Annotated in this window: 10 protein-coding genes and 1 tRNA gene; 3 read left to right on the top strand and 8 right to left on the bottom strand. The window is 41.8% G+C overall.

Features of this window, described 5'->3' with window-relative positions:
* Window positions 1-21: 21 nt before the first annotated feature.
* Together ung and asnA are read right to left on the bottom strand one after the other, a co-directional pair.
* Window positions 22-684 carry a uracil-DNA glycosylase gene (gene ung, locus H8S63_RS14420; RefSeq protein ID WP_186927197.1) on the bottom strand — a complete coding sequence of 221 codons (663 nt, stop codon included), beginning with the start codon at window positions 682-684 and terminating at the stop codon, window positions 22-24.
* Between the two features lie 5 nt (window positions 685-689).
* On the bottom strand, window positions 690-1,727 hold the full coding sequence (gene asnA, locus H8S63_RS14415) for an aspartate--ammonia ligase (RefSeq protein ID WP_186927196.1): 1,038 nt from the start codon (window positions 1,725-1,727) through the stop codon (window positions 690-692).
* A 219-nt stretch (window positions 1,728-1,946) separates the two neighbouring features.
* Here asnA and H8S63_RS14410 point away from each other — a divergent pair.
* A tRNA-Arg gene (locus H8S63_RS14410) sits at window positions 1,947-2,019 on the top strand.
* A gap of 545 nt (window positions 2,020-2,564) precedes the next feature.
* Here the strand turns inward: H8S63_RS14410 and H8S63_RS14405 are convergent.
* Both H8S63_RS14405 and H8S63_RS14400 read right to left on the bottom strand, forming a co-directional pair.
* Entirely contained in the window at window positions 2,565-5,417 is a 2,853-nt protein-coding gene (locus tag H8S63_RS14405) for a bifunctional fucokinase/fucose-1-phosphate guanylyltransferase (protein WP_186927195.1), read from the bottom strand.
* An 18-nt stretch (window positions 5,418-5,435) separates the two neighbouring features.
* Entirely contained in the window at window positions 5,436-6,128 is a 693-nt protein-coding gene (locus tag H8S63_RS14400) for an HAD family hydrolase (protein ID WP_007767008.1), read from the bottom strand.
* A 102-nt stretch (window positions 6,129-6,230) separates the two neighbouring features.
* On the opposite strand from H8S63_RS14400, the gene H8S63_RS14395 reads away from it, so the two are divergent.
* Window positions 6,231-6,731, top strand: coding sequence for a DUF5035 domain-containing protein (locus tag H8S63_RS14395; RefSeq protein WP_186927194.1), 501 nt, complete (start codon window positions 6,231-6,233; stop codon window positions 6,729-6,731).
* Window positions 6,732-6,852: 121 nt separating this feature from the next.
* On the opposite strand, the gene H8S63_RS14390 is transcribed toward H8S63_RS14395, so the two are convergent.
* The 3 genes from H8S63_RS14390 to lysS form a co-directional block, all read right to left on the bottom strand.
* Window positions 6,853-8,190, bottom strand: coding sequence for a glucose-6-phosphate isomerase (locus tag H8S63_RS14390; protein WP_186927193.1), 1,338 nt, complete (start codon window positions 8,188-8,190; stop codon window positions 6,853-6,855).
* Between the two features lie 19 nt (window positions 8,191-8,209).
* Window positions 8,210-9,205, bottom strand: coding sequence for an NAD(P)H-dependent glycerol-3-phosphate dehydrogenase (locus H8S63_RS14385; protein WP_007751851.1), 996 nt, complete (start codon window positions 9,203-9,205; stop codon window positions 8,210-8,212).
* A gap of 94 nt (window positions 9,206-9,299) precedes the next feature.
* Window positions 9,300-11,030, bottom strand: coding sequence for a lysine--tRNA ligase (gene lysS / locus H8S63_RS14380; protein ID WP_186927192.1), 1,731 nt, complete (start codon window positions 11,028-11,030; stop codon window positions 9,300-9,302).
* A gap of 105 nt (window positions 11,031-11,135) precedes the next feature.
* Between lysS and H8S63_RS14375 the strand changes: the two genes are divergently transcribed.
* Entirely contained in the window at window positions 11,136-12,488 is a 1,353-nt protein-coding gene (locus H8S63_RS14375) for an MATE family efflux transporter (protein ID WP_004299380.1), read from the top strand.
* Here the strand turns inward: H8S63_RS14375 and H8S63_RS14370 are convergent.
* Entirely contained in the window at window positions 12,478-13,338 is an 861-nt protein-coding gene (locus tag H8S63_RS14370) for a helix-turn-helix domain-containing protein (RefSeq protein WP_004299381.1), read from the bottom strand. The two genes, H8S63_RS14375 and H8S63_RS14370, sit on opposite strands and share 11 nt — an antisense overlap.
* Window positions 13,339-13,471 lie beyond the last annotated feature (133 nt).

The following is a 13,471-nucleotide window of genomic DNA, read 5'->3' as shown; positions in this document are numbered from 1 at the left end:
TTATATATTATTGCAAACTTTCTACCAGATAATTTCTGTTTTTCCGTGTGCCTTCAAATAATCGTTTGCCCGGCTGAAATGTTTGTTGCCGAAAAAACCATTGTAAGCAGAAAGGGGAGAGGGGTGTGCTGATGTGAGTACTAAATGTCTGTTGCGGTCGATAAAAGCCCCTTTCTTTTGTGCGTATGATCCCCACAAGATAAATACGATATTTTCTCTATTTTCTGCTAACGTGCGGATGGCTGCGTCAGTAAAGACTTCCCATCCCCGATTTTGGTGTGAACCGGCTTGATGAGCCCGCACAGTTAGGGTAGCGTTGAGGAGCAGAACTCCTTGCTCGGCCCAACGTGTTAAGTTACCCGTAACAGGTGCATCGGTACCAAGATCCGCTTTAATCTCTTTGAAGATATTTACCAATGAAGGAGGGAAAGGAACTCCGTCATTTACGGAAAAGCAGAGGCCATGTGCTTGACCGGGACCATGATAAGGATCTTGCCCTATAATTACAACTTTCACTTTGTCGAAAGGACAAAGGTTGAAAGCATTGAAAATCAGTCTTCCCGGAGGAAATATCTGATATTGACTATATTCGTTTCTGACGAAATCTGTTAATGTCCGAAAGTAGTCTTTGTCGAATTCAGGTGCTAAATGTGCTTTCCAGCTTTCTTCAATTTGTACGTTCATGATAATTATATAAGGTGAATTTCTAGTTCTTCGCATTCCTTGCGCATATCTTCAGGCCAAATACTGGCTTGTATCTCTCCGATATGGGCTTTACGAAGGTAAAACATACACAAGCGAGATTGACCGATACCTCCACCGATGGATAATGGAAGTGTGTCGTTCATCAAACGTTTATGGAAATAAAGTTCCAGTCTTTTCTCTTCTTTTTCTTCTCTTAATTGTCGTTGTAGAGCCTCCTTGTCTACACGTATACCCATTGATGATAATTCGATGGAACGTTGCAGCACGTCGTCCCACAGAAGAAGGTCACCGTTTAATCCGGGTAAATTATTCAGTCCGATTGTTGTATAATCATCGTAATCCGGCGCGCGTCCGTCATGTTTTTTACCATCACTCAATTTGCATCCTATACCAATGATGAATACAGCACCGTATTTTTGGCAGATGGCATGCTCACGGCATTTAGGTTCCAAGTTAGGATAGAGTTGGCGTAACTCCTCTGAATGAATAAAATGTAGCTTTTGTGGCAAACAAGGTTTAATTTGGGGATACATTTCGTATACCATATATTCGGTGCGAATCATGGCCGCATAAATACGGTTTACGATTTCTTTTAGGAAGTGTATGTTTCTGTCTTCATCGGTGATAACGCGTTCCCAGTCCCATTGATCCACATATAGAGAATGTAGATTACCCAGTTCTTCATCCGAGCGAATGGCATTCATATCCGTATAAATGCCATATCCCGGTTCAATGTGGTAATCAGCTAAAGTTAGTCTTTTCCATTTGGCCAATGAATGAACCACTTCTGCCTGTGCGTCTCCCAAGTCTTTGATGGGGAAAGAGACAGGACGTTCAATTCCATTTAAGTCATCATTGATACCCATTCCTTTTAATACAAACAAGGGGGCTGTTACACGTCTGAGACGTAATTCGGATGATAAGTTTAATTGGAAGAACTCTTTTATTTGTTTAATTCCTAGCTCGGTCTGTTTGAGGTCGAGTAGTGGTTTATAGTTCTTAGGTTTTATCAAGTAACTCATAGATTTGTTGAATGTTAATTGTCGGCAAAGATAGGAATAAAATTGATATATGTAATGGTAAATCTCTAAAAGATTGTCAAATTGATAAAGTATATGCTCTAAATCATTTCAAAATAACAAACTCTTAATAAGATGGATTGCCTTAAGAACTATAAAAAAAGGAGAAACATTAGGAAGATGAGAAGATTTTTTATACTTTTGCTTCGCATTTTAAAAAATGGCCCCGTAGCTTAGTGAATAGAGCGTCAGATTCCGGTTCTGAAGGTCGTGCGTTTGAATCGCACCGGGGTCACGAAGAAATCCCTTGATAATCAGTTGATTGTTGAGGGGTTTCTTTTTTAGGTGACTATTATTTTAAAGTCAAAATTGGACTAAATCTTGTCTAATATGTCTTATTGTTGATCTATTGTTGACCTTAAATTCATATTTAATCGTAAACTCCGAAGACTGAATTTACTTCTCTTTCATATTGATTTCATACCTCTTCTTTCATGAATCGATACCATCTTTTACTTTAATCTTTTACTTTATACTTGCATAATTTAATCCAAATTATACGAATAAGTTGTTTAATGCAATCTATATTTCCGTATAAAATATTATTTTTGCAATGATGATAATTTGTATTAACCCTAGATTTTGCTTATTATGGAAGAAGCTGGAAAAAAGAAATGGTCTAGTATTGTGTTGATTGTTGGAGCTATCATCTTTATCGTTCTTTTAATTTATTTTACAGTAATCTCAAGTATTAATCTGTAAACGAACCAATTATGAGAATTGAAATTTAGAGCCTGGACATGACGGATGATTCCTATGTCCAGGCTTTAATTTGAGATTTTAACTTCTTGAAATCTGAAGTCCTTTATCGGAAAGAGACATTTCTACAAAGCGGGCACGTGGATTTGGAGCCTCTTCAGTCAGAATCCGACGAATCAGTCCTGCGGCTTGTGGATCTTTGGCTACCATATACAGATAGCCACCACCACCTGCACCCGGCAGTTTATATCCTAACGTATAATCTTTGATCTTTTCGATAATGGCAGCTACTGCCGGTGGATTTGTTCCACAATCCAATGCTTGGTTCTGTATCCAAGTTTTGCCCACCAGATTGCCGAAATTAGTGAAATTACTACGGAGGATAGCTTCGCTCATATCCATAGTGTGTGCTTTCATTTCCGCCAATAGACTCAGATGTGTGCCTGAATTAAGGAACATGGAACTGACTATTTCTGCCAGAATACCTTTGGCTGTGCGGGTGATTCCTGTGTAATATAATAAGTGGCAGTCACGATAGTCGGGATGAACAAATAGCTGGTCGGGCAGCCATCGTACCAATGGATTTTGTTCGAAACCTGCTTCGGATTGAAGCAGCTTGACGCCAGAGAAGACACCGCCGTATTGATCCTGCCATCCGCCTCCTGTGGTCAATAACTGTTCCAATACAAGTGTATAACTGCAAATTTCGTTTTTATCCCAAGCCAGTCCGCAGAAGTCATTGATTGCTCCGAGTACGGTAGAAGCCAAAATAGAACTTGTTCCCAAACCTGAACCGGCAGGAATAGCTGCTAATAATGTTATTTCGAGGCCCGAACCAAAAGCTTTCAATTGCTCTTTCAGTGAGGTGTAACGTTCGGCAGAGAATGCAGGAGCGAAACCTGCCAAAGTAAGAGCAGCTTTGGGAATAGAAAACGGAGAACCTACTTTCTTGTAGTCTTGCAGTTCATCATAATTACTTATGACCTCCATAGCTCCCATATCTATAGAACGAAGAACAATGTGGAATTCCTTGCACAGTTTTACATATACCTGCAAGGGTGGCTGACCGTTTAATTCAATGGCGAGATTGACAACACTTCCTCCCGAATAAAGAGAATAAGGAGGTGTATCCGTCCATCCTCCTGCCATGTCAATTCGGACAGGGCTACGTCCCCATACGATTTGATCGGAATAAACGCTGAGTGCCGGATGATTTTTTCGTGTGGACATTGCTCCTAGTAAACCATCGCGGAGAAGTTGGAAAGCTGCTTGTTCTTCTTTCTGCCATTCGCCGTTTCCACGTAATTTCATAATCCGTGCACGGAGCATTCGGTTATGTATCCGTACCATCGGAGCCGCATCTTCTTTCAGAATGTCGGGAGTTTCCAAGTCTAAATGTACAAACTCGTTGGCAGCATCCTGTAAATCAAGCTGATAGAAAACACTCTTCTCATAATTGGCTGCCAAGCCTTTCCAATTCTCACATCGATAATTGCGACGTTGGGTGTAAAGACGTTTGAGATTGGCATTTGCCGAGATTTCATCAGCAGAAACTTTCACGGATTTCTTCCAAAGTTCTTTCCCTTTTTCTAATTGTGGTTCCGATGTCATCCACCGGAGTACTATTCCCAATTCCTCAATGGAATTGGTTCTTGGGAAGATAGCGACCGATTGTAAATCATCCGTCCGGCCTTCGATTGCTTCCCAGTCAAGTCCTCTTTCTTGCATCCACTGTGAAAAAGGGATATTGAGATACATAGTCGTTTCATTGTTCAGGGCCCCCTTGAATATGTCATCCAACCCGTACGGGCGTGCTATGAAATCATGTTCTCCGATAGGGATGATATCGATGCAGACATTGTCAGGAATAGTTATATTCCAATGGTTTTCCGGAACTCCCGTTATGATTTGGCGAGATCCCAGTTTCCATTCTTTTCCCACATAGCTGTTTTCGATCCACAAATTAGCATTGTTGGCGGAAAGAGATATCTGTGTGATGGAATTCTGAATGAAAATAGCCGGATTCGGTTTTACTTTACGATGCATGATTTTCCGTTGGTCGCGTACCTTATCCTGTATGGTCAAAGTAGAAGATATCAATTCGTGGCTTGTGCCGTAATGATAAAATTCTCCACCGGGCAGTGGCAGGATTGCTACCGATAAGCGGTTGATTTCTTCATCTTTCGTTTTAGGGTGTTTTCCCAAAGCCAGGCCGTAGTCCGAATATAAGTCATAATAGTTAATATCGCTCGTTCCACTTTTTAATGACCGTTTCATTAATACTTCAATGGCACGGTCACTTAAAATCCAGATACCGATATCCATCAAGAAGAGATGTGTCTTCGACAGGCTTTCCAAGTCTTCAAGAGAAGGTTTCTGTAACATGAAATCGAGAATCTCCGGACTTTCCCGATTAGAAACAAACACACCGTGATGTGTTGCTAATGAAGGATTTACCCATAAACCGTAACATACCACGTCTACATTCGGAATGTCTTGCAGTGGCTTTTCCGAACGGATATATACATCGCCGCTCGCTATCAAAGTATTCAGCCCGTCGGGAGCTTGTTTCATGATTCTTTCATATAGCGGCAGTTGCAGCGACAGCAGGTTCTGTCCTAGCTTTTGTCCCCGTTCCCAACTGAAGATTGGGATCGGAGTCAGTATCTTGCCGGAAGGACCATAACTTGGCAGACGACGGCTTTGTCCGCCCGCATGGAGTAATATTCTTTTCTCTCGTCCTATCCAATCACTGAAAGGAACTTGTGGAGCAAATTCCTGATGACAGGCTTGCAGTAGCCATGTGGTTCCACCACCGGAGCCTAGTTTGCTTCCAACAGGATCAGATGTGCAAAACCAATCGGTACGATTTACTTCTTCCAGTTCATGAAAGCAATGAATTAAATTTGGGGGTAAAGACAATAACTTTTGCATAGTGGAATTGGTGTTAACTTAGATAGAATCTAGGTGAATTAAGCAGTTGTCCCATTCATCGCATAAGGCTTGCATGGAAGGAAACAATAAATCAGCTCCGGAATCCAGCAGAACCTGACCATCTAACGGACCTGTATTAACAGCGATAGTGAATATACCAGCTTTATGTCCGGCTTCCACTCCTAAAGGAGCGTTTTCTATAACTACGGCTTCATCGGCTTTCAGTCCGCCTTTTTTAAGAGCCATCAAATAAGGTTCCGGATTTGGTTTCCCATATTTCACATCAAAAGCTGTTACCATCAGTTCTTTATGAAACATTCCGGGAAAGTTGTGTTCCAGCCGTTCGAGCAAAGACAACTGTCCGGAGCCTGTCACTACCATAGGAACCAGTCCTTCATTTTTTATTTTTTGCAGCAACTCCCATGCGCCGGGCATCCGCTCGGCTTCTGTGTAAGAATTGAATAAAACACTCTTCTCTTGATAGATACTTTCTATTTCTTCCTGTGTTGCCTCCCTACCCAATTCGCGTTGGAATACAATATTGATAGTAGCGGCTCCCGTTCGTCCTTCGTGCATATAAGCTTCTTCGCGACTAAGAGTAAGTCCATGCGATTTCATTACATTATGCCAAGCTTCAGAGTGGTAAGGCATAGAGTTAAAGAGCACACCGTCCATATCGAATAGGACAGCTTTTATCTTTTTCTGAGACATATCTAAACACCTATTAATTAGTTTTGAAGCACAAAGTTACACATTTTTTGCTATTTAGAAGATAATATGTATTTTTGTAGCATTATAAAATTAGACGATAGCATGAAAAAGAGAGTATTATTACTGCTACCATTGTTTCTAGGCGCCTGCTCCGATGGTGGGGAGAGTCCTATCATTAAAATAGAGAAGCTATCTATTAAGGTTGATTCTGACAATAATAGCGTTGAAGGAGAAGACTATGCCAATAAGATGGATAATTTGCCGACTCTGAAAGTGGGGGATGAGGTGGAAGCTCTTTTACTTTTGGACGGTAACGGAGCTGAATTAAAAACATTCAAACTTCAGAATGATGAAGAATTGGCTACTAAGCTTATTTATAAAGAGGAGGAAGTTTCGACTGAGGGAAATCTGACGGATGAAGATAAAGGGCAACTGCGTTTCAAAGACGGCGTGACACAAAGTCAGGTTATAGTTCGAGCCACCATCGAACATGTTGATGAGAACGGTGACGTGAAATTGGAATTTTATCTTTCCTCCAAAGCTGAGTGTGAAGGAGCTGAAGAAGTCATCGGACTGAAAACAACGAATGAAAAAGAAAATTGATAGCTGATTGCAGTTTATTGGTTTAAACGCAGAATTAACGCAGATTCTCGCAGATCAGACTTCTTTATAAGAAGGTTCCTTTGCGAAAATCTGCGTTAATTTTGCATTTAAATAATATTACTTACAGTCTTGCCTGAATCGCTTTAGATTCTTCTTCATAACCCGGCTTGTTCAGTAAAGCAAACATATTCTTTTTGTATGCTTCCACACCTGGCTGGTTGAAAGGATTGACGCCCAGCAGATAGCCACTGATACCACAAGCCTTTTCAAAGAAATAAAGCAGACCGCCGATATTGTACTCGGTCAGTTCCGGAAGAACGATACGCATATTAGGTACACCGCCATCAACATGAGCCAATTGAGTACCCAATTCCGCCATTTTGTTTACTTCATCCACGCGCTTGCCGGCTAAGAAGTTCAAGCCATCCAGATTTGCTTCGTCAGAAGGAACTTCCAGTTTATGATTTACCTTCTCTACCGAGATTACAGTTTCGAAGATAGAACGTTCACCTTCCTGAATCCATTGGCCCATAGAGTGAAGGTCAGTTGAAAAATCCACCGATGCAGGGAAAATACCTTTATTGTCTTTTCCTTCAGATTCCCCGTAAAGTTGTTTCCACCATTCGCTCACATAGTGTAGTTTCGGGCAGAAGTTAACGAGAATTTCAATCTTCTTGCCATTTCTGTATAACTCGTTACGGGTCGCGGCATAGATAGCGGCAGGATTTTCAGCAAAAGCAACGTCAGAGCCACATACCTTTTCCATATCGGCAGCACCGGCAACCAGTTTCTCAATGTCGAATCCGGCAACTGCAATCGGCAGTAAACCTACCGGAGTCAGTACAGAAAAACGTCCGCCCACGTTATCGGGGATGATGAACGTTTTATATCCTTCCTTGTCGGCTGTGACACGGGCAGCACCCTTTTTTGCGTCCGTAACGGCAACGATTACCTTCTTGGCAGTTTCTTTACCGCGTTGGTCTTCACATTGTTTTTTCAGCAAACGGAAAGCGAGTGCTGTTTCAGTTGTAGTTCCTGATTTGGAGATATTAATAACACCGAACTTCTTGTCTTTCAGATATTCAGTGAGTTCATACAAATAATCTTCGCTGATATTATGTCCGGCATAAATCATGATCGGATCAGCCTTCTTATTCTGCAACCAGGTAAAGCTGTTGGACAGAGCCTCGATGACGGCACGTGCTCCCAAGTAGCTGCCACCGATACCGGCAACGATTACTACCTCGCAGTTATCTCTCAAAACCTTTGCAGTAGCATTCAAGTCAGCCAGGTGTTCTTTAGTGATAGAAGAAGGCAAGTGCAACCATCCTAAAAAGTCATTACCTTTGCCTGTTCCTTTTTCAAGCATTTCCTGTGCGGCTTTAACCTCAGCTTCGTAAGCAGAAACTTTTTCTTTGGAGATAAATCCAAATGTCTTTTCAATGTTCAAGTTTATCATATCGTTTTTGTTTATAAGGTTATCTAAAAGAATCAGTTAATAATTTAATCTCGATCGTGGGCGAGATACGCTCGTACAGGATGTTGTAAACAGCGTCCAATATGGGCATATTGACATGATGATGTTTGTTGATTTCCTTGATACACTTCGTACCATAGTAACCTTCCGCAATCATTTCCATTTCAATTTGTGCACTCTTCACGGAATATCCTTTGCCTATCATCGTGCCGAATGTACGGTTACGGCTGAAATTGGAATAACCGGTCACCAGCAAGTCCCCCAGATAAACAGATTCATCTACGTTTCTGTTCAACGGGTGTACCGTGTTTAGAAAACGGTTCATTTCCTGTATGGCGTTGGAAATCAACACAGCTTGAAAGTTGTCACCATATTTCAACCCGCTACAAATACCGGCAGCAATGGCATATACATTTTTCAGCACCGAACTGTATTCTATACCCGAAACGTCGTCGCTGACCGAAGTTTTGATAAAACTGCTTCCCAATCTGCGCGCAAAAATACGTGCCTTATCCTTGTCGGGACAAGCGATGGTTAGATAAGAAAGACGTTCCAAAGCCACTTCTTCCGCATGGCAGGGACCTGCCAGCACAGCGATGTTTTCAGGTGGTACGCCATATTCCTTAGTGAAGTATTCGGACACGATAACATTGTCGTCGGGTACGATTCCTTTGATAGCGGTAATGATAAATTTATCTTTAATCTTGGTTTTCAGCTTTTTCAAGTGTGCCTTCAGATAAGGGGAGGGAGTGACGAAGATTAGTGTATCCGATTCTTTCACAATATCGTTGATATTGGAACTGAAAGAGATACGTTTGGTATCGAATTTCACTCCTGTTAGATAGGCCGGATTATGCCCTAATCTCTTGAAATCTGCGATGCGGTCATCGCGTCGCATATACCAATTGATAGAGTCTTCTTGAGCCAGACACATCTTTGCGATGGCTGTAGCCCAACTTCCTCCGCCCATTATCGCTATCTTGCCGGGTAATTTCATTTCTAATTGAAAGTTGAAAGTTGAAAGTTGAAAGTTAAGACTTGAAAATGTTATTCAGATAACAACTTTCAACTCTTAACTTTCAACTCTCAACTTATTTAAGTTTGTTAATCCACTCAGTTACGTCGTTTACCGACGGATTGGTAAGCTCTAATTTATATTTTTTGTTGATACCACAGATGTCCTGGTGCAACTTCTGCGGATTGACATCTTTCATGTCAGCTACAGTGTTGTAACCGGCTTTCTGGATCACCGGAACCCAGTCTTCTGCGATTCCCAATTCCATATATTTAGCGGCAGCGTCTTTTTTCACTACTTTTTCCGGGCGCATTTGCGGGAAGAATAATACTTCCTGAATAGTGGTCTGTCCGGTCATTAACATTACCAGGCGGTCGATACCGATACCGATACCCGATGTAGGAGGCATACCATATTGTAAAGCGCGCAAGAAGTCCTGATCGATAATCATCGCTTCATCGTCTCCCTTGTCGGCCAAACGCATCTGCTCTTTGAAACGTTCTTCCTGATCCAGCGGGTCATTCAATTCCGAGTAAGCATTAGCCAGCTCTTTACCGTTCACCATTAACTCGAAACGTTCGGTCAGTCCCGGTTTAGAACGATGCATCTTGGTCAGCGGAGACATTTCAACCGGATAATCGGTGATGAAAGTCGGCTGGATATACGTACCTTCGCAGAATTCTCCGAAGATTTCATCAATCAGCTTGCCTTTACCCATTGTCTCGTCGATTTCCTCCATTTTCAGTTCCTTGCAAACTTGGCGGATTTCTTCTTCGCTCTTGCCGTTCAGGTCGTATCCTGTCTTTTCTTTGATAGCATCCAGGATAGGCAGGCGGCGGTAAGGAGCTTTGAAACTGATCGTTTTTCCGTCAACAACGCTTTCCGTACAGCCGTTTACAGCGATACAGATACGTTCCAGCAGTTTTTCGGTGAAATTCATCATCCAGTTGTAATCCTTGTACTGAACATAAAGTTCCATACAGGTAAATTCCGGATTGTGAGTTTTATCCATGCCCTCGTTACGGAAGTTCTTACCTATTTCATATACACCTTCAAAACCACCTACGATCAGTCGTTTCAGATAAAGCTCCGTTGCGATGCGCAAGTAAAGGTCTATATCCAATGAGTTATGGTGAGTGATGAACGGGCGTGCACTGGCTCCACCGGCAATAGATTGCAGGATAGGAGTTTCCACTTCCGTGTAACCAGCCTCATCCAAAACATTGCGCAAAGTTTTCACTACAGTGGCGCGTTTCAGGAATGTTTCTTTGATACCGTCATTTACTACCAGGTCCACATAGCGTTGGCGATAACGGAGTTCGGGATCTTCAAAAGAGTCGTAAGCTACTCCGTCTTTGTATTTAACGATTGGCAACGGTTTAATAGACTTTGCCAGTACAGTCAGTTTCTTTGCATGGATGCTGATTTCACCCATTTGTGTGCGGAACACGAAACCTTCGATACCGATAAAGTCACCTAAGTCGAGCAGGCGTTTAAATACAGCGTTGTACAGTTCTTTGTCTTCTCCCGGACAGATATCATCACGGGTGATGTACACCTGGATGCGACCTTTAGAGTCCTGCAATTCAACGAAAGAGGCTTTACCCATCACGCGACGGCTCATGATACGGCCGGCTACGGAAACCTGGCGTGGCTCTTCGTCGTCTTTAAATTCAGCTTTAATATCTGTAGAGAAAGCATTGGTTACATACTCTGCTGCAGGGTATGGATCAATACCCATTGCACGAAGCTCATTCAGACTGTTACGTCGAATAATTTCCTGTTCACTTAGTTCTAATATATTCATTTCGTTACGTATTAACTCAATTTTGTGGGCAAAAATACGAAACTTTTCTCATATATCCTGTAATCCGTCTCTTTTTTGTATCTTTGCACCCTCAAACTAATAGGTATGACAGGACAAAAGACACCCACTGCGTTGGGTACGGAAAAGATTGGAAAGCTTTTAATGCAGTATGCCATTCCGGCAATTATCGCCATGACGGCGTCTTCTCTTTATAATATGGTAGATAGTATTTTCATCGGTCATGGAGTAGGGGCGATGGCTATCTCCGGGTTGGCATTAACCTTTCCGCTAATGAATCTTGCTGCGGCTTTTGGCTCTCTGGTAGGGGTAGGTGCGGCTACATTGATTTCTGTGAAGTTGGGCCAGAAAGATTATGATACCGCACAGCGGGTTTTGGGAAATGTGTTTGTATTAAACCTTATTATAGGTATCTCTTTTACGCTGGTCGTTCTGCCTTTTCTTGATCCGATACTTTATTTTTTCGGCGGAAGTGATGAGACTGTCAAATATGCCCGCGAATTTATGCAGGTTATTCTGCTGGGAAATGTGGTAACTCATTTATATTTGGGGCTAAATGCAGTGCTTCGTGCCTCGGGACATCCGCAGAAAGCGATGGTGGCAACCATCACGACCGTGTTAATCAATGTATTACTTGCACCTTTGTTTATTTTTGTATTCGACTGGGGAATTCGCGGGGCGGCCACAGCTACGGTTTGTGCGCAGTTGATCGCTTTGGTCTGGCAGCTTCATCTGTTCTGTCGCAAAGACGAACTGATACGATTGAAAAAAGGTATTTTCCGTTTGAAACGGAAGATCGTGTTGGATTCATTGGCTATCGGTATGTCTCCCTTCCTGATGAATATGGCGTCTTGCTTTATTGTGATTCTGATTAATCAGGGATTAAAAGAGCATGGAGGTGATTTGGCGATCGGTGCATTCGGTATTGTTAATCGTATTGTTTTTGTCTTTATTATGATTGTATTGGGACTGAACCAGGGGATGCAGCCCATTGCGGGATATAATTTTGGTGCGAAGCTCTATCCTCGTGTGACGGAAGTACTGAAAGTAACCATTTATTGTGCAACTGTAGTGACAACGATTGGTTTCCTGATAGGTATGTTCATTCCGGAAATCGTATCTTCCATTTTTACTTCGGACGCAGAATTAATCAGTATTGCGTCTAAGGGATTTCGTGTAGTGGTGTTCTTCTATCCGATTGTAGGTTTTCAGATGGTAGCTTCCAACTTCTTCCAGAGTATCGGAATGGCAAGTAAAGCCATTTTCTTGTCGCTGACCCGACAGATGTTATTCTTAGTGCCCTGTTTATTGATCCTGCCTCATTATTATGGACAAATGGGTGTTTGGGCCAGTATGCCTGTGGCAGATTTGGCGGCTAGTCTTATATCCGGAGGTATGTTGTGGTGGCAGTTCCGGCAGTTTAAGAAAGTTACTGTTTGATAAGTTTGTTCCGATATTCTTTAGGAGATATACCGACATACTGCTTGAAATATTTCCCGAAGAATGATTGTGTGGGGAAGTTGAGCTTGGTCGCTATTTCCTTAATACTTAAATCGGTATTATCGAGCAGATATTTGGCTTCTGTAATGACATTCTGTATAATCCACTGCAAAGCACTACTCCCTGATTTCTCCTTGATGACAGAAGAAAAATATCGGGCGGACAGACATTGCTTGTTTGCATAGAAAGTAACATCCCGTTCCTGATGATAATATCGATAGAGGGTAATCATGAAATTTTGGAAAATCTTATCCTTTTTATCCTGTGGTAGTGGTGTTTGCGGTTCGTTGTTGAAATAGATGTTTAATAACTCATAGCATATCACTTGTCCCCAGGATTTGATTAATTCAGAAATTAAATGTTGTTTCTGTCGGGAACTGTTACAGATATTCTCCCTGTTAATTCGTTTTTCTACAGATTTGAGCAAGTTCTCTACAAATGTATATTGCTCTTCGGAAAGTGACAGACAGGGATTTTCCCGCAAATAAAGCAAGTTTTCCGAGTTGGCTACTTTGTTTACTATCGGTATGATATAATCCAGATCGACCTCTATCATGATTCCTTCCAGGTCTGCGCTTCTTTGGCGTATCTGTAGAAGGTTGGCTGCAGTATATATGAAAAGATTCCTTTTGTTAATCTGATATGGTCTACCTCCCAGCAGGATTTCCGCCTGTCCTTTCTGGCAGAGGAAAAGTCCGCATTGGTTGAATTCGGAAATAATGCATCCTTCTTTCATGGAAGTATCTTCCGGAGATATTATAACATACTTGAATGGCATCAGTGGTTCCATATTCCTTTTCGTTGAAATGAATTTCCTTACAAAGTAACAAACAAATAAATACAAATAGCAAACTATTTCGGCTTTTTATCTTAGCTAACGTACAAATAGAACAATGTTTCGTCTAAATCAACCTTTCTCCTCA

The organism is Bacteroides sp. NSJ-39 (assembly GCF_014287315.1).
GTDB lineage: Bacteria > Bacteroidota > Bacteroidia > Bacteroidales > Bacteroidaceae > Bacteroides > Bacteroides finegoldii.
Note: the sequence above shows the minus strand (reverse complement) of the source record. Positions and strands in the feature narration are given on the sequence as shown.